This window comes from Devosia epidermidihirudinis (assembly GCF_000971295.1).
Taxonomy (GTDB): Bacteria; Pseudomonadota; Alphaproteobacteria; order Rhizobiales; family Devosiaceae; genus Devosia; species Devosia epidermidihirudinis.
This window is the reverse complement of sequence record NZ_LANJ01000019.1, coordinates 223,392-245,858: the sequence shown is the minus strand read 5'-3', so window position 1 is coordinate 245,858 and position 22,467 is coordinate 223,392. Positions and strand designations below refer to the sequence as shown.

Genomic DNA, 22,467 nt, shown 5'->3' with positions numbered 1-22,467 from the left:
AATGCCTCCTTAAGAAGGCGACGGCTCTTTGGAGGGATAGGTGTGAGATGCTGAGGCTAATTCTGGGGCGGGTGCTGGATGCAGTACCCACAATTTTGTTGATCTTGACCCTGGTATTTGTTGCCTTGCGTCTGCTGCCAGGTGATCCGGCTCTACTTGCGCTGGGGGACTATGCGAGCCAAGAACAGTTGGCGCTGTTCCGAGAGCAGATGGGGCTCAATCTGCCGATCTGGCAGCAGTATTTCGTCTTCCTATGGGATATGGTCCGGCTCGATTTTGGGCGGTCTTTGACCAGTCAAAACCTGGTCGTCGATATGATCGGGCGAAACTTACCCTACACGATCGAGCTGACGCTGATGGCGATGCTCTTCGGCATTCTGGCTGGGATCCCCCTTGGCGTATTGGCCGCGGTCAAGCGCCGGAAATGGCCCGATGCTGCCGTTCGGGTCTACTCGCTCGTGGGTTACGCTGTTCCTGACTTTTACCTGGGCGCGGTGTTGCTGATCGTCTTCGCGCTCAACCTCGGCTGGGTGCCTATCAACGGAGCGGGCACTGATCTTGCGAGCCGGCTGCACCATTTGCTGCTGCCCGCAATTACCCTGGCATTCGTGAAGTCAGCTTTCGTCGCTCGTCTTACCAGAACCTCGCTGCTTGAAGTTTTGGGCAAGGATTATGTGCGCACCGCGCGCGCCAAGGGAGCGCGCGAGCCTCGCGCTATCTATCGTCACGGCTTGCGCAATGCGCTGATGCCGATTGCGACAGGTATTGGCCTGAGCCTTCTGGCGACGCTTTCCGGTTCAGTGGCGATCGAACTGGTATTCAACCGGCCTGGCATTGGCGAAATGTTGATCAGCGCCATCGCGCGCCGCGATTATCCCGTCATTCAGGGCGGCGTGGCGGTGTTTGCCTTCATCGTACTCTCGGTCAACCTTCTGGTCGACTTGGCCTATGTCGTCATCGATCCGCGCGTGAGGGCTGGCAAATGAGTCTGGCTGTTCCGACTGTGCCTGTCGTCCGTTCGCCCAACTTCCTGCAGACCCTGTTCACCGGCAATCTGGCGGTGACAGCTGCCGGCGTTGTCATCATGATAATGGTGCTGGTGGCGATTTTCGCGCCATTTCTGGCCCCGATGGATCCGCTCACCCAGAGCGTCTTCAAAATCAATCAATATCCTTCCATGGAGCATTGGCTCGGCACCGACCAGTTCGGGCGTGACGTGCTATCCCGGTTGATATTCGGCTCGCGCAATTCGTTGATTGTGGGGTTGGTATCACCCGTCATTGCCGCTGTGATCGGTACAATTCTCGGCGTGGTGGCTGGCTACTACGGTGGCATCGTTGATCGTCTTTTGACGCGGCTCAACGACGCCATGCTGTCTTTTCCAGAGTTGTTGCTGGCCATCATGATTGCCTCGGTCCTTGGCGGTGGCTTCTGGAATGTGGTGGGCGTTATCGCCGTTGCGTTCATTCCGGGTTTTGCTCGTGTTGCCCGTGCTTCAACCTTGTCGGTGGTTCAGGAACCCTATGTTGAGGCGGCGGTCGCTGTGGGGTTGAGTTCGCCCCGCATCATTATTCGCCACGTGCTGCCCAATATCGCCGCGCCAATCATGGTGTTGCTGACCTTGTGGGTCGCGTCGGCCATCCGCCTGGAGGCCTCGCTGAGCTTTCTTGGCCTCGGCACGCAACCACCAGCCGCCAGCTGGGGCAACATTATCCGTGACGCCCTGAGCAATATCTTTGGTTCGCCCTGGCCGATCATCGGCGCTGGTTTGCTTATCACCGTCGTGGTGCTGTCGTTCAATGTCATGGGTGATGCCCTGCGCGATGCGCTGGATCCGGAGACGCAATCGTGAGCCCGCTTCTCAAAATTGACGACCTGGCCGTGGATTTCATCGCCAAGGGACGGATCACCCGCGTCGTTGAAGGTGTCAGTTTTACGGTCAATGCGGGCGAGGCCGTGGGCCTGGTGGGGGAATCCGGATCAGGCAAATCGCTGACTTCGCTGGCCGTGTTGCGGCTGATCCCCGAACCTCCAGGTCTTATCGCGCGCGGTCGCATTGAGTTCGAAGGGGTCGATCTTTTGCAACTTCCACGCGACGTCATGCCGGAAATCCGCGGCAGCAAGATTTCAATGATCTTTCAGGAGCCGATGAGTTCGCTCAATCCGGTCATGACAATTGGCGATCAGGTCGGCGAGGCGATCAAGCTGCACCGCCGCATGTCACGATCGGACAGGCTGGCACGCGTCGTTGAGTTGCTACAAATGGTCGGCATTCCCGATGCCGAAGCCCGTATGGGGGCCTATCCGCACCAGTTTTCTGGTGGCATGCGCCAGCGTGTAATGATTGCCATGGCGCTGGCATGCGAGCCGCGCCTGCTGATCGCTGACGAGCCAACAACGGCGCTGGACGTGACCATCCAGGCCCAGGTTCTGGATGTGATGAACAAGGTTCGCCAGGACACCGGGACCGCTGTGCTGCTGATTTCTCACGACCTGAGCGTCATTGCCGAAGTCTGTGATCGCGTTGTGGTGATGTATGCCGGACGGGTGGTGGAAACTGGTCCTGTTGCGACAATCTTTGACGCCCCAGCCCATCCTTACACTGATGGCTTGCTGCGCTCGATTGTTCGCCCCGGTCACGAAGAGCGCAGGCTTTATCAGATACCTGGATCCGTTCCGCCCGCTGGATCGATCAAGGCCGGATGCCCTTTCCAGCCGCGCTGCCCGCGCAAGATCGATCGCTGTGCAGTGGACATGCCACCGATGTTCGACCACGGCGCTGGCCACGGAGCCGCCTGCTGGGTCACGGCGCCAGTGAGGACGACCGAGATGGAGGTGCAGTAATGGCCGAGACCCTGTTGCGAGCCGAAGGTCTCGGAAAAACCTTCAGTTCAGCTGGCCGCCTGTTCGGGAAAAGCGATCCCGGCGTCCGGGCCGTTGACGACGTCTCGTTCGAGATTGCGCGGGGTGAAACGCTCGCGGTGGTCGGTGAAAGTGGCTGCGGCAAGTCGACCTTGGGGCGTTTGTTGTTGCGCCTCATTGAGCCTACCAGTGGGACCGTCCATCTGGATGGCGTTAACGTCACCGAGCTATCGCGTCGCGACATGCGGGCGGTGCGTGCAAACGCGCAAATCATCTTTCAGGACCCCTATGGTTCGCTCAGTCCCCGACGTCGCGTCGGCGAGATTGTTGGCGAACCATTCGAGGTCTTCGAGCCATCGCTGAACCGCACCCAACGCCGCGACAAGGTCGCGACTTTGCTTGAACAAGTGGGATTGTCGTCTGCCATCATGGACAAGTTTCCGCGTCAGTTTTCTGGCGGGCAGCGTCAGCGCATCGGGATTGCCCGCGCCATTGCCCTTAATCCATCCTTCATCGTGGCCGACGAGCCAGTGTCGGCCCTGGATGTGTCGGTGCAGGCGCAGATCGTCAATCTGTTGCAAGACCTGCAGGAAGAGCGTGGCTTTTCCTATTTCTTCGTGGCGCATGACCTGGCGGTGGTCCGCCACTTCGCCGACCGGGTCATGGTCATGTATTTAGGCCGCGTTGTCGAAATCGGTCCGAAGCGCGCCATCTACGATACACCGCATCACCCCTATACTCAGGCCCTGCTGTCGGCTGCGCCGCAACCTGATCCGCATCGCAAAACCCAGCGCATTGTGCTCAAGGGCGATGTGCCCAGCCCACGGCGCATTCCGCCGGGTTGTCATTTTCACACCCGATGCCCCCTGGCGCAGGATATTTGTCGCGTCGAGCGGCCGCCGCTGCGCTCCATTGGTGATGCCCACCAGGCTGCATGCCACTTTGCGGTGCCCAATCCGATCCCGCTTTCGTCCTGAGTGCCCAACATGAAAATCACCAAGATAGAGACCTTTCAATTGGAGTGGGCCGAGCCGGGGCAGGGCTTCCGTAGCGCTTTCGTGCGGGTGGAGGGGGAGGACGGACTGTTCGGCCTGGGTGAAACGTCGCCCATGCAGGGCGGGTTGGCATCGCTCATCGTAATTGCCAATGACATGGCGCGCGATCTGGTTGGGCAAGATGTGCTGGACCAGGCGGTGCTGCTCGATCGATTGTTGCACAAATGTATGAAGCTTGGCCCCGAGGGCGTGGTGACGGGGGCGATTGCCGCGCTTGATATTGCCATGTGGGATCTCAAGGGCAAGTTGCTGGATTTGCCGGTCTACAAGCTTTTGGGCGGTGCCTGGCAGGGTCGGTTGCCTTGCTATTCGTCCATGGGTGGCGGGGCGGCAAACACGGTTGATTGGCTGGTAAAGACGGCCATGCAACGCGTCGAGACTGAGCGCCCTGCAGCCCTCAAGCTGCGCCGCGATGGGGATCGCACCAAGCAGGATCTCGATGTTGCTGGCGATATCGCCAAGGCACGGGCCGTGCGCAAGGCGCTGGGGGATGACTTCCCCTTGGCGTTTGACGCCAACAATGGCTATTCGCTCGGCGCAGCAATTCGCGTCGGGCGTGAGCTTGAGGATCTAGGCTACATCTGGTTCGAGGAGCCGCTGCAGCACTACAATGTTGCGGCCACCGGCGAGCTGGCCCGGCGCCTCGATATTACCGTGTCGGCGGGTGAGCAGACCTATACGCTACAGGGCGTGAAAGATCTGATCGAAGCTGGCGTGCGCATGGTGCAGCCGGACATCATCAAGATGGGTGGAATATCCGGTCTCATGCAATGCCAGGCCATTGCTGCTGCTCACGGGGTGGAACTGGCGCCCCACCAGACCCAGCCCACCATCGGTCACATGGCCAATCTGCACATGCTGTCCACCATCATGCTGCGCTCCAAACCCGTAGAGTTGTGTGACGGCTGGGAGCGCGCCGATTCAGTTTTCCGCAATCCGTCCCGACCAGTGGATGGTCACTTCATTTTGCCCACAGCCCCAGGCCTGGGGCTCGAGTTCGATGCTGCCGCTATGACGCGCCGCAGCATTCCAGTGCGGGCGCAATAGCTCGCGTCTACGAAGAGGAGCAATCGTATGGACTATCGTCAATTAGGGCGCAGTGGTTTGCGCGTTTCGGAGCTGTGCCTGGGCACAATGATGTTCGGCAATCAGACCAACGAAAAGGATGCCATCGAAATCATCGCTGCCGCCAAGGATGGTGGTGTGAATTTCATTGACAGTGCTGACGTCTACAACGGCGGTGCGGCCGAGCAGATCACCGGTAAGGCCATCAAGGCAGATCGTGGCGATTGGGTTCTGTGCTCGAAGATGGGCAACGCCACTGGTACCAATCCCAACTCACGCGGCCTGTCGCGCCACTGGGTTTTGGAAGGCACTGAAGCTTGTTTGAAGAGGCTCGACACCGACTATCTGGACGTCTTGTGCCTGCATCGTGAAGATCGCGATGTGCCCCTTGAAGAGACCATGCTGGCAGTTGCAAGCCTGATCCGAGACGGCAAGGTTCGCTATTTCGGTATGTCGAACTTCCGCCCATGGCGCGCGGCCATCGTCAGTCAGATGTGCGACGATCTGGGGATTGATCGTCCGGTCATGTTCCAGCCGCAATACAACATGCTTAACCGCACCGCCGAATACGATCTGATCCCGCTTGCTCTGCATTATGGCATTGGGCTGGTGCCCTATAGCCCGCTGGCCCGTGGCGTGCTCACCGGTAAGTATCGGGCGGGTCAGGAGCCCGATCCAGATAGCCGCGCCGGTCGCAAGGATGCACGTATGTTGGCTACGGAGTGGCGAGAAGAATCCCTCGCCATAGCGGAGAAGGTGGCAGCCTATGCGGCGACGCGTAAGACCAACTCAGTCACTCTGGCGACGCAATGGGTTCTGGCTAACAAGTCGGTGTCCTCTGTTATTGCCGGGCCGCGTACGCTGCAGCAATGGCAGGGCTATGTTGAGGCACTGAATTACGACTACAGCGCTCAGGACGAAGAAACTCTCAGCGCCATGGTTCCAGCCGGCCACGATTCCACCCCGGGCTACATTGATCCGGCTTATCCTGTGGAGGGTCGCGTGACCCGTTAAGGTCACGCGCTACGGCGCTGCCGGGGCGTCGGCGGCAAGAGAATTGCGCCGCTGGGGTCGCCAGTCAGTTGGGCCAAGCCAAACTGACTGGCGATGCGCATTGCGCCCAGCGCTGTAGCATCGTCGCCCAGGGTGCCCACTGCAATCTCGGTGTTCCAGGTCAGCTCCTGTACAACTTTGCTGACTTCGCCGATCAGCATCGGATTTTGCCCAACACCGCCGCCGAGCACCATGCGACCCGGGTCAAACATGCCGATACAGGCTGCTACCAGCCGGCCAATATCGCGAGCATGCCGGTCGACCCAGGCTTGAGCTGTCGCTGAACCCTCCGCTGCCAGTTCGAACAACTCGCGGGCGCCGGCGGGCACCTCGCCGTCTTCGCCCGACCAACCTTCTTTAACCCGCTCCATGAAGGCGTTGGCGCCAAGGAAGTGTTCCAGCGCTTCGCGTGTCGGCACTTCGGTTTCAGACCAAGGGAAAGGAATGCGCCCCACCTCGCCAGCAAAGCCGTTGGCACCGCGAAATAGTTTGCCGTCGATGATCAGCCCGAGACCGATGCGAACGCCCACCTGAAGATAGGCCAGTACGTCGATGTCCCGAGCTGCGCCAAAACGATGCTCGGCTATGGCGGCGCAGTTCACATTGTTCTCGACGATCACCGGTGCGCGAAATCGTTTGCGCAGCGTTGCAAGCATATCCTGCAGAGGCAGGGCGTCTTCTTTTAGCCGTCGTTCTGAGACGCTCAACGGAACGGCGACTGCGATTGCCCCCAGCGGGCGAGCCCGGCGACCCGAGCTGGCGGCCACGAGGCTGGTCACCTCATCGATGACCTCGATAAGTCCATCCGTCGACGATTTGTCCGCCGCGAGCTTGGTCTTGGTGGCGGCCCCCAGTCGTTCATCGTCCAGGCCGTAGGCAAGAGCGCGGATCTGCGTCGCGCCAATATCGACACCAATGACGTAGCCTGCGCCAGGTCCAAGGCCGTAGATCTGAGCCGATCGGCCGGTCGCGCCTTTATGGATCCCTTTTTCAGCCAGCAAACCCAAGTTGTCGAGCTCCGACACTGCGGCCGACATCGTTGGCTTGGACAGTGCGAGGAGGGCACCCAATTGCGGTCGAGTGACCGACCCTTGTTCGGCGAGTGTGCGCAATACCGCCCTGGCGCTATCGGTTAGCGTGAGTTTAGCGTCTGGTGTCGTGCCGGTTGCCGGTCGATCATGGGTCGCGCGTCGCCGCAAGCCTATCTCCATCATTGTCTACAGCGGGTTCGCGAGAGGCGTCCACGCGCTCATGGTTGCTCATCGAGCGAATTTATATGCGAAAGTCGCATATCATATACCTGGCTGCATCAGTTTAGTTCGACACTTTGACGAACTATTTTTCTGTTACTCAAAGTTCGGGTGGAACTCAGCGCCGAGCTGTCGCTGAACTCGAATTCGCGACTGCATGATTGAGAGTGCAGATTTCCGGAAAAATGTTTTGATCAACGGGTGTGTGAGCAGTCGCATTTTGTGCGTATCCGACTGTTATGTCGACTAAAAATCGATATCCATACCTCTGATTATGTTAGTTCGGCATTTTTACAAACTAACTAGCCACGCCGCTATAAATGTGATTTCTTGAGGTCAGGCCTTGCGGGTCGGCGAAGTTTGAGGGTGTCGATCCGCACATGGGGCAGGGATCATTGGGAGGATCTGAATGCGTACTTCACGTCGCGAGTTTTTGTTGATGGCGTCCGCCGCTGGCTTTGCCACCAGTTTCGGCCTGGCGCCCTATAAAGTTCTGGCGCAGGAAGGGGGGACTGTTGTCATCGCGACTGCAGCGCGTGCGCCAACAACCCTTGATCCCTATCGCCCGGGCGGAACTACAGGCGACTCTTGGGCCATTATTCATCTGTTTTCGACGCTGATCGCTCCGGCTGACGGCTCCTTCTCGTTGAAGCCAGACGACTTCCTGCCGTTGCTGGCGGAAAGCTACGAGAGCAGCGCTGATGGGCTGACTTGGACATACCGCCTGCGTAAAGGGGTTCAGTTCCATAAAGGCTATGGCGAGCTTACCGCAGACGATGTGCTGTTCACCTACGATCGCATTCTCGATCCACAAATTCTGACGCCAGACAAAGTGATGTTCTCGATCATCTCTACGGTTGAAGCGCCTGATGACTACACCGTGGTCTTCACGCTGAAGCGTCCCGATCCGCTGTTCAACGCCATTCTCTCCAAGCACACCGGCGTAATCTTGTCGCGCAAAGCCACTGAAGAAAAGGGCGATGGCGTGAACCTCGATCCGATTGGCACTGGTCCTTACCAGCTCGAAAGCGTTAGCGAGGCAGACGGCGTGATCCTGGTCAGGAACCCGGACTATTTTGGTGAGCCTGCTGCCAACGAGCGCCTGCACGTCCGGTTCATTGCTGACACGACAGCACGCACCCTGGCCTTTGCTTCGGGCCAGGTCGATATGATGGAAGGCGTTCGGGCCCCGGGCTGGGTCGGAACTATGCTACAGCGCGATCCAAACACCCAGTTTGATACCACCGAGCCAGGCGCATCGGTGTTCCTGTTCCTCAATCTGACACGGGCGCCACTCGATGACGTGCGGGTGCGGCGGGCGTTCCGCTATGCCATCAACAATGCCCAAATCGCGGAGGCCTATCAGGGTATCGCAACGCCAATGCTCGGCATCACGGCGCCATCATTCCCCGGTGCCGTGCAGCGCGACGATCTGCCAGAAGATCTGCGCTACGATTACGATCCCGCGCGTGCCAACGCCCTTTTGGCCGAAGCCGGTTTCCCCGATGGCATCACCATCCCCTGCTACACCAGCCAGCGCGAGGATTACGCCGCGATCATGCTGATGATTCAGGAGCAGCTGCGCGCTGCCAATATCACCCTAGATCTGAGCATCATCGATCACGCAACGATGCATGCGCAGAACAACAAGGACATGAACGCGCTGACCATTTACATCACCAGCCTTCCGCCGGTGCCGACGCATCCGTTTGTCAGTCATCTGGTATCGGGGTCCGTGGTTAAGGCGAGCGGCGACGGTGGAGTGAACTATTCGCACTATGGGGTCGCGATCCCGGGTGTCGACGATCTCATCGACAAAGTCCTCGAAGAGGCTGATTTCGATACGCAGGTTGCACTGATTGGCGAAGCGGAGCGTCGGGTGCTCACCGACATGCCGATGATGGGGCTTGTCACCCTTTCTGCGATCGTAGCGCGTAATCCACGCGTTGATCTCGGATACGACCTCAAGTCTGGGTATCCATACTGGTCACTGGCCAAAGCCCACCAGGTTTGATCCGTCAGTGCCCGGACGATGTGTCCGGGCACCTTTCCAAAATGCATTAGGAATGAACGCCATGAAGTACTGGCATGCGATGCTGCGCATCTCCAATGTCGAGGAGAGCCTGCGCTTTTTCTGCGAGGGACTTGGTCTGGTTGAAACTCGTCGTCAGGAAGTCGAAGCAGGCCGCTACACCAATATTTTCGTCAATACGCCGGGTGACACCTCGGTCCAGATCGAGCTGACCTATAACTGGGATCCGCAGGATTACCCGAGTGGGCGCAATTTTGGGCACCTCGCCTTCTGGGTTGAGGATGTCTATGCCATCAGTCAGCATCTGACGGAGATGGGCTACACCATCAATCGACCGCCACGCGATGGCTATATGGCCTTCGTCCGCACCCCCGACGGTGTCTCGATAGAACTTCTGCAGCAGGGTGAGCGGCTGGCGCCGCGGGAACCCTGGGCGTCCCAATCGAATAGCGGCACCTGGTAGCCGCCTAGCACAATCGCATCATTGATCGGCCCAGCTCATGGTCTTCCATGAGGACGGTGCCGCTTGTCTTGGAGAACCCTATGTCCAGCACGTTGAACTCTCTCGCCAGCCGCGCCAAAGCTGCTGTTCTTCATCCCTATTCCGATCCGCTCACCGAAGTGGAACCGCTCATCATGGAGCGTGGCGAAGGCATTCGAGTCTGGGACAGCGAGGGGCGGAGCTATATCGACGCAATGGCGGGGCTGTGGTGCGCCTCTCTAGGCTTCAGCGAAGGACGCCTGGCCAAAGCTGCCTATGACCAGATGGTGTCACTGCCATATTATCATGGTTTTACCGGCAAATCTCACGTGCCGATGATTGAACTCGCGGAAAGGCTTCTCGCCATGGCCCCCGTGCCAATGGGCAAGGTGTTCTTCGCGAATTCGGGTTCGGAGGCCAATGACACTGCGATCAAGCTGATCTGGTACTACAACAACGCTCGCGGCAAGCCTGGCAAGAAGAAGATCATCGGCCGTCATCGCGGCTATCATGGCATTACCCTGGCGACCACATCTGTAACCGGTCAGGTGATCAACCATACCTCCTTCGACGTGCCGTTGAACGACCGCTACCTGCATGTGCAGACGCCGGACTTCTATCACGCCGGTCTACCCGGCGAGAGTGAGGAAGACTACGCGACCCGATGTGCACAGGAGCTGGAAAACGCGATCCTCACGGCTGGCCCGGATACTGTGGCCGCCATGTTCATGGAGCCTATTCTGGGCGGTGGTGGGCTGATTGTGCCCCCGCGCACCTACTACGAGAAAATGCAGGCGGTGCTGCGCAAGTATGACGTGCTCGTCGTTGCAGACGAGGTCATCTGTGGCTTTGGCCGAACCGGCAATCACTGGGGGTCGACAACGATGGGCATCCAGCCTGATCTGTTGACCTGCGCCAAGGCGCTTACTTCCGGATATTTGCCGCTCAGCGCGCTCATGATCTCCCAGGAGGTTGTCGATGGCATTGCCAGCGAGGCGCATCGCATTGGCGTTCTCGGGCACGGCTTCACCTATTCCGGCCATCCAGTGCCAGCTGCGGTCGCGCTTGAGACCCTACGGATCTATGATGAGATCGATATTATTTCTCATGTCCGCACAGTGGGGTCTCATCTGTTCGAGCAGCTCAACGCGCGCGTTGGCAGTCATCCCCTGGTTGGTCAGGTGCGCGGCGCTGGCCTTCTCGCCGGCTTTGAGATTGTTGCCGACAAGGACAGCCACAAGAACTTCGAGCCGTCCCGCAAGGTCGGCCCAACCATGGTCGGCCTCTGCCAGAAGCACGGCCTGATCATCCGGGCGTGCCCGAACGATGCGATCGTCATGTCGCCTCCGCTGGTCATAACCGAAAGTGAAGTTGATCAGGTCGTCGATAAGTTCGTCGCTGCGCTCAATGATCTTGAAGCAACAACTGCAGTGAAGGGCTGATCCATGACTATGGCACTGCGCATCCTGCCTATGGCTCCCCCAGCACCTGTCGCACTGCTGGATGGCTTCCGAGCGATCCCCGTGGCCAACATTAGCGACAATATGCACCGGCTTTTTGCTGGCGGCGCGGATTTGCGCCCATTTCACGATGGAACAGTGCTGTGTGGCACTGCGCTTACCGTGCGCACCCGGCCTGGCGATAATCTAATGGTGCACAAGGCACTCGATATGGCCCGGCCCGGTGACGTTGTCGTCGTTGAGGCGGGCGGGGACCTTACCAATGCGATCATCGGCGAGATCATGTTGCGCTACGCCGAAAAGCGCGGGGTGGCTGGCTTTGTCATCGACGGTGCAATTCGCGATCTCGACGCGGTCCGTAACGGCAGCCTTCCGGTGTACGCCCGTGGAGTTAGCCATCGCGGCCCGTACAAAGACGGTCCGGGTGAAATCAACGTTCCGGTGGTCGTTGGGCAGGCCGTAGTGGAGGCGGGCAGCATCATTGTGGGTGATGCTGATGGTGTGCTCGCCATCCCGATCGATCAGGCGGAGGCCGTGCTGGCCGACGCGCAGCGTCACAACGCAATGGAACGTGGCATTTTCAAAGCCATCGCCGATGGCAGTTTTGACCGCAGCTGGGTGGACGAGACGCTGCAATTGCGCGGCTTCATGTCGTAAGAAAGGAAAAACCAATGTCAGCCAAGTGGCGTGTTTTGGTCACCACCCGGTTCTTCGATGACGCGGCGGTGGCCTGGCTTGAGGCTCACCGTTGCGCCGTGGAGCGTGCCGGTCTGCGCTATGATCAGTCTGACGGGCATCTCGACGAAGCCGCACTCGCGCCTTTTTTGGCCGACACGGATGCCTGGATCGTGGGCGCGGCACGCGTCTCCCGTTCGGTTCTGGCTCTATCGCAGCGATTAAAGGTGATCGCACGTCGCGGCGTTGGCTATGATCTGGTCGATGTGGCGGCGGCAGGCGAATTGGGGAAGATCGTCACCATCTCACCCGGTGGCAATGAACCCGCGGTCGCCGATCATGCCATAGCTATGATGCTGTCGGTGGGCGCGCGGGTACCACAAAGTCAGGCACGCATGGCCGAGGGCGACTGGCGGGCTTTGCCCGGATTGGAACTCACCGGTAAGATTGTGGGTCTTGTCGGATTCGGGCGGATCGGTCGACTCGTCGCGCAACGTTTGGGCGGCTTTGGTGTGCGTATTCTCGCGTATGATCCGTTTCTTGATGCGGAGGCTGGGCATCACCTTGGGGTCGAAGCGGTTTCCCTTGACGCCTTGCTTACGCAAGCCGACATCATCAGTTTGCATGTGCCGGTCAGCGCCGAAACGCGCAATTTGATCGGTGCACCCCAGCTACAGATCATGAAGCCAACTGCTATTCTGGTGAACACTGCCCGCGGTGGGCTCGTTGACGAACAGGCGTTGCTCCAGGCCCTCGACAATGGCCGCATCTGGGGCGCTGGCTTAGATGTCTTTGCCGGCGAGACAGGCGATGATCCTCAAACACTAGCTCTCGTCCGCCATCCCCGCGTGGTCGCCACACCCCACATCGCGGGGAGTAGCCGCGAGGCGCTCGCGCGAACCAATCTCATATCGGCCCGCTGTGTGCTGGATCTGTTAGAAGGACGATCCCCTTCTGTCGGTCAGGTCGTTGTCTAGAGGCTCAGGTAACTACTCCTGTGTGGATGGCGAAATTTATTAGCCGGCACTTCAAGTGCTGTGGCGCCCCATCTTTCCATGCCGGTCTACCATTTTTTGATCTGTAAAGGTGCGAGGCCTGGCTAGTTAGCGAGACGGTGCTGGGAGGAACTGAGCCGGCGCGAAGCCACTCGCCATACCCGATTATTCTTTCGCAGAACTTTTGTGACCTCCCGGAGGGCCTGTCTCTCTCAAGCCGGTGCGGGGGCATGAAAACAGGTGCGCCACCCTAGGTATGGCAGAACTTCAGCCTGCCCGAATAGGTGTCCATAGATTTTTACACCTAGGCTCATAGCCGACCGGCTGGCTTGACAGCCGATTTTCCAAGAGATAAACGTTTAACACGATAGATAAACGTTTAACTGCGAGTCTGCATGACCAAAGTTACAATCAGGGAGGTTGCTGAAAGAGCAGGTGTCTCTATTGCGACCGTGTCGAATGTGTTCTCGGGGCGAAAACTTGTTACCGAAGAGCTTCGTGCGCGCGTGCAAGAGGCGGCGCATGCGCTGTCATATCAAGTTGACCGCGCGGCCTCGCAGCTCAAGTCCGGAAGAGCGCAGGTTGTTGGTGTGCTTGTTCCTAACTTCAACGATACGTTCTTTACTTCGCTTGTATCGCGCATCGAGCAGCTTGCTGCAGAGGCGCACTACCAGGTCATCGTTGTATCGTCGCAGGACGATCAGGGCATCGAAACGGCTCGTCTTGATGCGCTGATGGGCTGGCGCCCATCGGGGATCATAGCGATCCCCGCTACCAACGCCGTTCCTCGCCTTTTGAGCGGGGAAGTAGGGGGCTTGCCCATCGTCCTCGTTGACCGTGTGGGTCAGAGCGACTTGGTGGTCGACACTGTTACAGTCAATAACCATGCAGCCGGCTGGAGCGCGGCGCAGCATTTGATCGATTGTGGGCATCGCTCCATAGCAATCGCGTCTTCGGTCAGTGCCTTCCGCCCGATCCATGATCGTATTCGTGGTGTGACGGACTGCTGTGCGTCACAAGGTGTGCCCGCGCCGCGCGTCGTCGAAGTTGGCCTTAGTCACGAATCTGGCGCTGAAATCCTGAGCGAATGGCTCGGCGCGAATGCACACCCAACAGCAATTGTGGCGATGACCAACGTTACGACCTTGGCGACGCTTTCCGCACTGGCCCGGAGGGGGCTCGAAATACCGGATGCGATCTCCCTGGTTGGGTTCGACGATTACACCTGGATGACGGCTCGCAAAGTCCCTCTCACTGCCGTGCGTCAGCCGTTGGAACAGATCGCCGACCGGGCATGGGGGCGTTTGATGTCCCGGATTAATGGCTCTCCCGAAGCGCGTGAGGACATCGTGCTGGATGCATCCCTTCAGTTGCGCAGTTCTGTGGCGCGCCTTGCCTAGCGGGCAGCAAAGAGTTTGCCGCATTGCCTAGGCTGTGCGGTCGGAGGAAAGAATGAAGACTTCTAGAATATGGCAGATGGTGCCGCTGCTCGCACCGGTACAACTGCTGCTGCTCAGCGTGATCGTTATCCCGTCCGTCTACGTGATCTGGCTGAGCTTCCACACGTCTACGTTCGGGCAAAGCGCCAGCTTCGTAGGGTGGGGCAATTATGTTCAGGTGCTGACTGATCCAGGCTTCCACAGTGCTTTGTGGAACACTGTGGTTCTGGTTGTCGTAGCTGTGCATCTTGAGATGCTGATCGCCCTCGGCATGGCGCTGCTGTTCAACTCCGGTCTGTGGTTTCGGCGCATTCTCTTTGTGGCGGTCCTGGCGCCTTACGCTGTGTCAGAAGTTGTTGGCGTCGCCATGTGGCGGTTTCTGTTCGATCCTGATGTTGGACCGGTTTCCAACCTCCTGGCAGCGCTTCACTTGCCGCTGCTGGAGTGGTCCTATGAGCCGTCGCACGCGATGATCATGATCGCCATCCTGACCATCTGGATGCATCTGCCTTTCACCTTCGTCATCATCTACGCCGCGCGTCTGGCTTTGCCATCGGATCTCTATGAAGCCGCTCGCATTGATGGCGCCACCCCGCTGCAGAGTTTCTACCGGGTCACGATGCCTCTGCTCGGCCCAGCCATATTGGTGGCGCTGCTGTTCCGCTACATCTTCGCTTTCCGGCTGTTTTCCGAGGTCTGGTTGCTGACCGGCGGCGGACCGGCACGGACCACCGAGGTGGTCGCGGTCTATCTCTACCAAGAAGCCTTTACCTTCAGCGCATTTGGTCCTGCGGCCGCAACCGCCTGGATCATGGTCATCGTCTCGATGCTGTTGGCGTCGGGCTACATTTACCTCCTTCGTCGTCAGGTGCGAAATGCGGGTTGAGCGTATACTCGTCAACGCGGGCAAGACCCTTGCAGTGCTGTTGCTGCTGGTGTGGTCGCTGTTCCCGATCGTGTTTATCATCACGTCGTCGTTCAAGCCGGGACGCGAGATCTTTGCTGTCCCGCCGCAGTGGTTCTTTGCGCCGACTTTCGACCACTACATCACTTTGTGGCAGCGGTGGGCGGTGTTCTTCCACGGGCTGCTGAACTCGACGATTGTCACCATTGGCGCTGCTGCGCTGGCGGTAATGGCGTCGACGTGCGCGGGCTATGTCTACTCGCGTTACTCCAGCCGCTGGCTTGGGGCGTCACTGCTGTCGCTGATTGCGATCCGGCTGATCCCGCCGATCGTTGTCACGCTGCCACTGTTCCCGATTGTGAACAATCTGGGTTTGGCCGACACGCACTTTATTCTGTCAGTGCTCTACGCCACCTTCTTTGTCTCGCTCGGTACCGTACTGATGCGGACGTTTATCGACCAGATTCCACGCGAACTGGATGAGGCGGCGTCCATGGATGGTGCGACCCTGCCGGTGGTTCTTTGGCGGATCATTATGCCTCTCGCGGCGCCAGGCATCATTGCCGTTGCGGTGTTCGTGGTGGTGTTCGCCTGGAACGAATTTCTCTTCGCCTTCATCTTTACCAGCACCAAGGCCAAGACTGCGCCGCTGGTGATTTCCGAGATGATCGGTTCGATCGAAGGGGTGGATTGGGGTGTGCTGTTTGCCGCTTCGACCATCCAGCTGCTGCCCGTCCTGATCTTCGTCATGCTGATGAACCGCTACCTGGTTGCGGGGCTAACGGCCGGAGCGACGAAGGGCTGATCCAATACCCGACGCAAGTCGGGCTGAACTGAAGTCAAAACTTCAATGGGAGGAAACTATGTCTGAATCCAACACATTCCGTATCACTCGGCGTCATTTCCTGGGAACAGTGGCCGGCGGTATCGCCCTGATGGCAGCCGGGCCCAGCTTTGCCCAATCCAAGACCCTGCAGGTGCTGAGCCACCGGGTGCACCAGACCTCGCTGGGCGAGGGTGACAAGGACCTGCTGGCCGCCTGGAAGCAGGAGCACGATACCGATGTGGTGTTCACTACGCTCGACTCCAATCCTCTGATGGATCGTCTCTTCCGTGAAGCCAGCCTGGCGCAGACCGATTTTTCGGTCGGCTACATGGTCGACAATCGACCCACCAGCGACAATGCCAAGCTGTTCGAATCACTGCAGGAATACCAGGACAAGGACCCGATCGAGGCGTTTGACGATATCGCCGCCGGTCTGGTGCGCGGCATGACTATCGATGGCCGTCTCATCGGCATCCCGGTCCGCACGGCGACGCAGGGCCTGTTCTACAACGAGGAATTGCTGGCCGAAGCTGGTTTTGACGCTCCCCCGACGACGCTTGAGGAACTGGTCGCACAGACGATCGCCATCAGCGAGCATGGCAAGGCCACCGGCATGATCCTGGCTTCGGATCTGGCCGTGTTCCCGGTAATGTTTGCACGCGCCTTTGGCGGTGATTTCATCAATGGCGACTTCGAGTTGTTGCCCGATCCGGCCGCAATGCAGACTGCTCTGACTGTGATGGCCGACATGTTCCAGAAGGGGGCATTGCCTCGTTCCTATGCGACGAACAAAGGCGAAGAGCTCCTGACATGGATGCAGCAGGGTCGCGCGGCATTCTCCGTGCTGCCGTTTGCCCGCGCAGCTCAGCTCAATGACCCTGCGGTCTCTAATTACGCAGGCAAGATCAAAGCCATCGGCTTCCCGATCTCCGAAACGCTCAAGGGCAAGGTCGAAATGTCCGCTGTGGTGGAAGCCTGGGCGATGACCATTCCTGCCAATGCTGTCGACAAGGACCTCGCCTGGCAGTTCATCAAGGAAGTCTCATCCAAGAAGAACACACTGGGCATGGCGCTCAACGGCAACGGCCCGGCCCGCGTTTCGACGTTCCTTGAGCCCGAACTGACCGCCAAGAATGCTCTTGCCGAGATCGAGTCTCAGGTTCTGGCCAATGCGCGCGGCGCGTTCCCGCCCTTCGCCGAAGCTGCTCGTGCCCAGCAGATTTTTATCGAGGAAGTCCAGCTCGCAGTGCTGGGCCGCAAGTCGCCGCAGGACGCAGTCGCTTCCATGCAGGCGCGCATTCAGCCGTTGCTGCCAGCGTAACCATGCCCGTGAGGGGCGGCGCTGGCCGTCCCTCACCACCTCGCCTCCACCCCCTTCTTAAGCTCATGTACCCAGGATCCATGTCATGGACACCCCTCTGACCTTTACCGAACCGGCGCGCGAACTCGAAGTCAGCGCTGAATATGATGTCCTTGTTGTTGGAGGTGGCCCGGCAGGGCTGACGGCGGCGCTGGCTGCGGCCGAAGATGGTCTCAAGGTTGGGTTGCTCGAAAGCCGCAGTTTTGTCGGCGGCAACATGACGATCGGGCTGCCGGTGCTGGGCTTTCTGGGCCAGAAGGGCAATCAGGTCATCTATGGCCTGCCGCAGAAGTTTATTGATCGCTTGAAGGTTCGCGACGCTGCTTCCGAACATCGTCCCTGCCCGTTGCATATGGGCATCACATTGGTGGAGCCCGAGGCCGTCAAGACAGTCGGTCTTGAAATGCTCACTGAGGCCGGTGTCGACGTGGTTTTCTACACCTTCGTGGCCGGGGTTATCATGAGCGATGATGGCTCTGCCATTCGCGGGGTAATCACCGAGAGCAAGAGCGGCCGCAATGTCGTTATCGCCAAGGTGGTGATCGACTGCACCGGCGATGCCGATGTCGCCTATCGAGCCGGCGTTGCAACTGAAAAAGGCAACGAGCACGGCGGCATGCAGCCACCAACTTTGATGTTCTGCCTGTCCAATGTTGACACTGAAAAGCTGCGGACCTCGATCGCTGTCGAGAAGCGCACCTATCTGACCGACTTCATTCCTGCGGAGTATTTCGGCCAGAACAACCAGTTCATCGTCGTCGGCCTGCGCGAGCTGATCGCCAAGGCGCGGACCGAACGCAATCTTGAGATTCCCAACGAGCGGACGATCATCATCACCGGCCTGAAGAAGGGCGAGGTATGGATCAACATGACACGGGTTACCGGTACCGATGGTACCGATGCTCGCTCCTTGACCAATGGTGAAATTGTCGCGCGGCGTCAGATCGACGACATCGTTGAGTACCTGGTCAACTATGTCCCCGGCTTTGAGGACGCCCATTTCACCAAGACAGCGCCATTCCTGGGCATCCGTGAAACTCGCCGCATTGTCGGCCGCTACACGATGAACGAGCAGGACGTCTTGGGGTGCCGGCACTTTGAGGACGCCATCGCGGTTGCATCCTACCCGATCGATATCCATCGCCCTGGCGACGAGGGATGCACACTGATCTGGTGCGGCGATTGCTACGACATTCCCTACCGCTCGCTTCTGCCGGCTCATATCGAAAACCTGATTGTTGCTGGCCGATCGATTTCGGCCACGCACGAGGCAATGGGAGCGATCCGGGTGATGGCGACCTGCATGGCCATGGGTGAAGCTGCTGGGCGCGCTGCTGGCATTGCGGTGACGCAGGATATCCTGCCGTCCGAAGTCGATATCCACGCCCTACGCCGCAAGCTGCTCGACAACGGCGCTTATCTGCGCGGTCTCGAAGGTGAGCGGCTGACGCCTGAAACCGAAGACGTCTCGGTTCCTGCCTGAGACATAGCCGCGTAGGCGCTGCGGCCTGCAGATGATGCAGGCCGCCTCTGCGCGAGAGGAGAGAACTTATGGCTCAATTGAAACTGAGCGGCGTGAAAAAAGACTTCGGCGGCGTCGAGGTTATTAAGGGCGTGGAACTCGACATCGAGGATGGCGAGTTCGTGGTGTTCGTGGGCCCCTCTGGGTGCGGTAAATCTACGCTCCTGCGCCTGATTGCCGGGTTGGAGGAAATCTCCGGTGGCACGCTGGAAATTGACGGCAAGGTCAGCAATGACGTGCCGTCGCGTGACCGCGGCATTGCCATGGTTTTCCAGTCATATGCGCTTTACCCGCACCTGACCGTGGCCGAAAATATGGGCTTCAGTCTTTCTCTGCGGAAGACGCCCAAGGCGGAAATCGATAAGAGCGTCCTGCAGGCGGCGACCATTCTGAAGCTGGAACACCTGTTGGACCGCAAGCCAAGTCAGCTTTCAGGCGGGCAAAGGCAGCGCGTCGCCATCGGTCGCGCCATTGTCCGGGAGCCCTCGATCTTCCTGTTCGATGAGCCGCTCTCGAACCTGGATGCCGCGCTGCGCATGGAGACGCGCACGGAGATCGCCAAACTGCATCGCGACCTTGCCGCGACGATGATCTACGTCACGCACGATCAGGTCGAAGCGATGACGCTGGCCGACAAGATTGTCGTGCTCAAGGGCGGTGTCGTGCAGCAAGTCGGCGCGCCAATGGAGCTATATCGCAATCCCTGTAACGCCTTTGTCGCAGGGTTCATCGGCTCCCCCAGAATGAACCTGTTGAAGGTGGATGTGACATCTGTCGAAGACGGCAAAGTACGTCTCGCCCAACCGGGCTTCGAACATCTTGTCGTTCCATCCGGTCGCGTCTCAGGGCCCGGTAAGGCGTTGCTTGGCGTGCGCCCCCAGGCGCTGACACTTAATCCCGGGCCGCATCAGGTCAGCGGAACGGTGACGCTGGTCGAACGCATGGGACCGGAGACCGTAATTAGTATCCGGCAGGCAGATGGGTCGCCGCTTCTGGCGGTTTTGCCGGGCGATGTCGAGTTGGCTCTCGATGCCAATGTCTCGTTCAGCTTTGCCGATACGGATGTTCGCCTTTTCCCCGCCAGCGACTTAGAAAACTAGGACTGAAATAAGACTATGGCACAGACACTTGCAGGGAAGACAGCGGCGATCACTGGAGCGGGCTCGGGCATTGGATTTGAATGCGCCAAGCATCTCGTTGCTGCCGGGGTCAAAACGTTCCTGGTGGATCGAAACGGCGCTGCGCTTGCCGCGCGCGCAAAAGAGCTTGGTGACCTCGCAATTCCTATCGAGGTGGATCTACTGGCGCCTGAGAGCCAGGCCCAGATGTTGCCCGCTATCCTTGAGCATACAGATCGCCTGGACATTTTTCACGCGAACGCCGGCTCATATGTTGGTGGTCTCGTAGCTGAGGGTGATCCAGACGCATGGGATCGCATGCTCAACCTCAACGTCAACGCGGTCTTTCGTTCCGTTCATGCCGTGTTGGGCCATATGATCGCCAATGGGTCTGGCGATGTCATCGTGACATCGTCAGTTGCCGGCGTCGTCCCGGTTATGTGGGAGCCAATCTACACCGCGTCCAAGCACGCCGTGCAGGCGTTCGTCCATACCGTTCGCCGTCAGGTTGCGGCTCAGGGCGTGCGCGTTGGCTCGGTCTTGCCGGGTCCGGTGGTAACGCCGCTGATCGATGACTGGCCAAAGGCCAAGCTGGAGGACGCGCTCTCCAATGGCAGTCTGATGGGAGCCGATGAGGTGGCGGAGGCCGTGATTTTCATGCTGACGCGCAATCCCAAAGTCACCATTCGCGATCTGGTGATTATTCCACGCAGTCTGGATCTCTAGGATTTGGCAATGGCGCACTTTATCGGCATTGACGTTGGCACCGGCTCGGCCCGCGCCGGGCTCTTCGACAGCGAAGGCATGCTCTTGGCAACGGCCAGTCGGCCAATCCAGATATGGCGGCCACGGGCCCTGCACGCCGAGCAGTCTAGCCGGGATATCTGGCAGGCGGTTTGTGCGTCGGTACGGGCTGTTCTGAATGATTCAGGGATAACGCCTGACACCGTGGCTGGCATCGGGTTTGATGCAACGTGTTCACTGGTGGTGGTGGACGGTGCCGGTGGACCCGTTGCAGTCAATGCCGACGGAGAGGACGACCGCAACATCATCCTGTGGATGGATCAGCGCGCGACCCTCGAGGCCGAGGAGATCAATCAGAGTGGCGCGCGTGTGCTCGATTATGTCGGGGGACGCATCTCGCCCGAGATGGAGACGCCCAAAATCCTGTGGCTGGCACGCCACCTACCGGACGGCCTTGCTCGTGCTGCCCACCTTATGGATCTTGCCGACTTTCTCACGTGGAAGGCGACTGGAAGCCTTGTGCGCTCCACCTGCACGGTTACGTGCAAGTGGACCTATCTTGCCCATGAGAGCGCCTGGGATGAGAGCTATTTTGACAGGATCGGCCTCAGTGCGTTCAAGGCTGATGGCTTCGCGCGCATTGGCAACCAGATTGTCGATCCTGGCACCAGCCTGGCATCTGGCCTGACCGCGCAGGCGGCCACCGAACTTGGGTTGTCACCGGACACACCCGTTGCCGCAGGCATCATCGACGCTCATGCAGGCGCCATCGGGACATTGGGCGCCGCTGGCCTGCCGGGCGCTGTAGAACAGCGGTTAGCATACGTCTTCGGAACCTCGGCCTGCACCCTGAACGTGACCCGTGAACCGGTTCACGTTCCCGGAATCTGGGGGCCGTATTACTCGGCTTTGATGCCGGGCATGTGGCTGAATGAAGGTGGGCAATCGGCGGCAGGGGCTGCCATTGATCATCTGGTGCTACTTCATCCCTACGCCCCCGAAGCGCTCCGCCAAGCGGAACTGGCGGGAGTCGGTCTTACTCAATGGCTCGACCAGCGTGCGCAGGTGCTGCTGGCGGGAGGTGCGCCGACAGACCTGATCGAAGGGCTACATGTTGTCCCTGAGTTTCTGGGTAATCGCGCGCCTTTTGCCGACCCGCAGGCAAGGGGCATCATCGCGGGTCTAAGTCTTGAAGCCGACGAAGCCAGTTTGGTCCGCCTCTATCTTGTGGGGTTGGCATCGATTGGTTACGGCCTCCGCCAGATACTCGACACGCTCCGTGCCAAGAATATCGATATTTCCACTGTCGTTGTCAGTGGCGGAGCAGCGCGAAGCCGCCTGGTTCGGCGCATGCTTGCCGATGCCGCGGGGATCGCCATAGCCACCGTAAGAACTGACGAGCCAGTGCTGTTGGGCTCAGCGATGCTTGCCAAGGTCGCGTCAGGGCAGGCACCCAACGTGGAATCCGTCATGGCCGATATGTCCCGGGTCGATGATGTCATCAACCCTGATGATGCGTCGCGTTCCATCCATCAACGTCGACATCAGACCTTCCTGAAACTTCAGGCGGTCTACCGAGACATGCGCGACCACTAAGGCATTTGGTGATCGCCCAACGGCTATCGA

General features: G+C 59.1%; 20 protein-coding genes. 19 read left to right on the top strand and 1 reads right to left on the bottom strand.

Annotation, left to right across the window (positions count from 1 at the left end):
• Positions 1-47: 47 nt before the first annotated feature.
• From WH87_RS12900 to WH87_RS12875, 6 genes are read left to right on the top strand one after another with little or no spacing between them, the layout of a single operon-like run.
• Positions 48-986 (top strand): ABC transporter permease, encoded by a 939-nt coding sequence (locus tag WH87_RS12900; protein ID WP_046137383.1) that lies wholly within the window; start codon positions 48-50, stop codon positions 984-986.
• Positions 983-1,852 carry an ABC transporter permease gene (locus WH87_RS12895; protein WP_052726169.1) on the top strand — a complete coding sequence of 290 codons (870 nt, stop codon included), beginning with the start codon at positions 983-985 and terminating at the stop codon, positions 1,850-1,852. The genes WH87_RS12900 and WH87_RS12895 overlap by 4 nt, the downstream gene beginning before the upstream one ends.
• Positions 1,849-2,844 (top strand): ABC transporter ATP-binding protein, encoded by a 996-nt coding sequence (locus WH87_RS12890; protein ID WP_046137384.1) that lies wholly within the window; start codon positions 1,849-1,851, stop codon positions 2,842-2,844. The genes WH87_RS12895 and WH87_RS12890 overlap by 4 nt, the downstream gene beginning before the upstream one ends.
• Positions 2,844-3,839 carry an ABC transporter ATP-binding protein gene (locus WH87_RS12885; protein ID WP_046137385.1) on the top strand — a complete coding sequence of 332 codons (996 nt, stop codon included), beginning with the start codon at positions 2,844-2,846 and terminating at the stop codon, positions 3,837-3,839. Before WH87_RS12890 ends, WH87_RS12885 begins: the two co-directional genes overlap by 1 nt.
• A gap of 9 nt (positions 3,840-3,848) precedes the next feature.
• Positions 3,849-4,964 (top strand): mandelate racemase/muconate lactonizing enzyme family protein, encoded by a 1,116-nt coding sequence (locus WH87_RS12880; protein WP_046137386.1) that lies wholly within the window; start codon positions 3,849-3,851, stop codon positions 4,962-4,964.
• A 27-nt stretch (positions 4,965-4,991) separates the two neighbouring features.
• Entirely contained in the window at positions 4,992-5,996 is a 1,005-nt protein-coding gene (locus tag WH87_RS12875) for an aldo/keto reductase (protein WP_046137387.1), read from the top strand.
• Positions 5,997-5,998: 2 nt separating this feature from the next.
• Here WH87_RS12875 and WH87_RS12870 read toward each other — a convergent pair whose 3' ends face one another.
• Entirely contained in the window at positions 5,999-7,072 is a 1,074-nt protein-coding gene (locus WH87_RS12870) for an ROK family protein (RefSeq protein WP_210165692.1), read from the bottom strand.
• 622 nt (positions 7,073-7,694) lie between these two features.
• Between WH87_RS12870 and WH87_RS12865 the strand changes: the two genes are divergently transcribed.
• From WH87_RS12865 to WH87_RS12805, 13 genes are all read left to right on the top strand, one after another.
• On the top strand, positions 7,695-9,299 hold the full coding sequence (locus tag WH87_RS12865; protein WP_046137389.1) for an ABC transporter substrate-binding protein: 1,605 nt from the start codon (positions 7,695-7,697) through the stop codon (positions 9,297-9,299).
• 61 nt (positions 9,300-9,360) lie between these two features.
• The gene (locus WH87_RS12860; protein ID WP_046137589.1) at positions 9,361-9,780 is read left to right on the top strand and encodes a VOC family protein; all 420 of its coding nucleotides are present in this window, start codon (positions 9,361-9,363) and stop codon (positions 9,778-9,780) included.
• An 80-nt stretch (positions 9,781-9,860) separates the two neighbouring features.
• The gene (locus WH87_RS12855) at positions 9,861-11,240 is read left to right on the top strand and encodes an aminotransferase (protein WP_046137390.1); all 1,380 of its coding nucleotides are present in this window, start codon (positions 9,861-9,863) and stop codon (positions 11,238-11,240) included.
• 3 nt (positions 11,241-11,243) lie between these two features.
• Positions 11,244-11,915, top strand: coding sequence for an RraA family protein (locus WH87_RS12850; protein WP_046137391.1), 672 nt, complete (start codon positions 11,244-11,246; stop codon positions 11,913-11,915).
• A gap of 14 nt (positions 11,916-11,929) precedes the next feature.
• Complete coding sequence (locus tag WH87_RS12845; protein ID WP_046137392.1) at positions 11,930-12,910, top strand: phosphoglycerate dehydrogenase; 981 nt, start codon at positions 11,930-11,932, stop codon at positions 12,908-12,910.
• 413 nt (positions 12,911-13,323) lie between these two features.
• The gene (locus tag WH87_RS12840) at positions 13,324-14,328 is read left to right on the top strand and encodes a LacI family DNA-binding transcriptional regulator (protein ID WP_046137393.1); all 1,005 of its coding nucleotides are present in this window, start codon (positions 13,324-13,326) and stop codon (positions 14,326-14,328) included.
• A 52-nt stretch (positions 14,329-14,380) separates the two neighbouring features.
• The gene (locus WH87_RS12835; RefSeq protein ID WP_046137394.1) at positions 14,381-15,253 is read left to right on the top strand and encodes a carbohydrate ABC transporter permease; all 873 of its coding nucleotides are present in this window, start codon (positions 14,381-14,383) and stop codon (positions 15,251-15,253) included.
• Positions 15,243-16,076: a carbohydrate ABC transporter permease gene (locus tag WH87_RS12830; protein WP_046137395.1), complete on the top strand. Its 834-nt coding sequence runs from the start codon at positions 15,243-15,245 to the stop codon at positions 16,074-16,076. The genes WH87_RS12835 and WH87_RS12830 overlap by 11 nt, the downstream gene beginning before the upstream one ends.
• 58 nt (positions 16,077-16,134) lie before the next feature.
• On the top strand, positions 16,135-17,418 hold the full coding sequence (locus WH87_RS12825) for an ABC transporter substrate-binding protein (RefSeq protein WP_046137396.1): 1,284 nt from the start codon (positions 16,135-16,137) through the stop codon (positions 17,416-17,418).
• A gap of 85 nt (positions 17,419-17,503) precedes the next feature.
• Positions 17,504-18,940, top strand: coding sequence for an FAD-dependent oxidoreductase (locus tag WH87_RS12820; protein WP_046137397.1), 1,437 nt, complete (start codon positions 17,504-17,506; stop codon positions 18,938-18,940).
• Between the two features lie 68 nt (positions 18,941-19,008).
• Positions 19,009-20,079, top strand: a complete 1,071-nt coding sequence (locus tag WH87_RS12815; protein ID WP_046137398.1) for an ABC transporter ATP-binding protein — start codon at positions 19,009-19,011, stop codon at positions 20,077-20,079.
• A gap of 15 nt (positions 20,080-20,094) precedes the next feature.
• Positions 20,095-20,823 (top strand): SDR family oxidoreductase, encoded by a 729-nt coding sequence (locus WH87_RS12810; RefSeq protein WP_046137399.1) that lies wholly within the window; start codon positions 20,095-20,097, stop codon positions 20,821-20,823.
• Positions 20,824-20,832: 9 nt separating this feature from the next.
• Entirely contained in the window at positions 20,833-22,437 is a 1,605-nt protein-coding gene (locus WH87_RS12805) for an FGGY-family carbohydrate kinase (RefSeq protein WP_046137400.1), read from the top strand.
• Positions 22,438-22,467 lie beyond the last annotated feature (30 nt).

Bases quoted from the DNA above. Each gene is read 5' to 3' on its own strand.
- WH87_RS12885 (WP_046137385.1), top strand. From the start codon at position 2,844: ATGGCCGAGACCCTGTTGCGAGCCGAAGGTCTCGGAAAAACCTTCAGT.
- WH87_RS12840 (WP_046137393.1), top strand. From the start codon at position 13,324: ATGACCAAAGTTACAATCAGGGAGGTTGCTGAAAGAGCAGGTGTCTCT.
- WH87_RS12870 (WP_210165692.1), bottom strand. From the start codon at position 7,072: ATGTCGGCCGCAGTGTCGGAGCTCGACAACTTGGGTTTGCTGGCTGAA.
- WH87_RS12850 (WP_046137391.1), top strand. From the start codon at position 11,244: ATGACTATGGCACTGCGCATCCTGCCTATGGCTCCCCCAGCACCTGTC.
- WH87_RS12895 (WP_052726169.1), top strand. From the start codon at position 983: ATGAGTCTGGCTGTTCCGACTGTGCCTGTCGTCCGTTCGCCCAACTTC.
- WH87_RS12820 (WP_046137397.1), top strand. From the start codon at position 17,504: ATGGACACCCCTCTGACCTTTACCGAACCGGCGCGCGAACTCGAAGTC.
- WH87_RS12865 (WP_046137389.1), top strand. From the start codon at position 7,695: ATGCGTACTTCACGTCGCGAGTTTTTGTTGATGGCGTCCGCCGCTGGC.
- WH87_RS12830 (WP_046137395.1), top strand. From the start codon at position 15,243: ATGCGGGTTGAGCGTATACTCGTCAACGCGGGCAAGACCCTTGCAGTG.
- WH87_RS12860 (WP_046137589.1), top strand. From the start codon at position 9,361: ATGAAGTACTGGCATGCGATGCTGCGCATCTCCAATGTCGAGGAGAGC.
- WH87_RS12875 (WP_046137387.1), top strand. From the start codon at position 4,992: ATGGACTATCGTCAATTAGGGCGCAGTGGTTTGCGCGTTTCGGAGCTG.
- WH87_RS12900 (WP_046137383.1), top strand. From the start codon at position 48: ATGCTGAGGCTAATTCTGGGGCGGGTGCTGGATGCAGTACCCACAATT.
- WH87_RS12845 (WP_046137392.1), top strand. From the start codon at position 11,930: ATGTCAGCCAAGTGGCGTGTTTTGGTCACCACCCGGTTCTTCGATGAC.
- WH87_RS12880 (WP_046137386.1), top strand. From the start codon at position 3,849: ATGAAAATCACCAAGATAGAGACCTTTCAATTGGAGTGGGCCGAGCCG.
- WH87_RS12825 (WP_046137396.1), top strand. From the start codon at position 16,135: ATGTCTGAATCCAACACATTCCGTATCACTCGGCGTCATTTCCTGGGA.
- WH87_RS12855 (WP_046137390.1), top strand. From the start codon at position 9,861: ATGTCCAGCACGTTGAACTCTCTCGCCAGCCGCGCCAAAGCTGCTGTT.
- WH87_RS12810 (WP_046137399.1), top strand. From the start codon at position 20,095: ATGGCACAGACACTTGCAGGGAAGACAGCGGCGATCACTGGAGCGGGC.
- WH87_RS12805 (WP_046137400.1), top strand. From the start codon at position 20,833: ATGGCGCACTTTATCGGCATTGACGTTGGCACCGGCTCGGCCCGCGCC.
- WH87_RS12815 (WP_046137398.1), top strand. From the start codon at position 19,009: ATGGCTCAATTGAAACTGAGCGGCGTGAAAAAAGACTTCGGCGGCGTC.
- WH87_RS12835 (WP_046137394.1), top strand. From the start codon at position 14,381: ATGAAGACTTCTAGAATATGGCAGATGGTGCCGCTGCTCGCACCGGTA.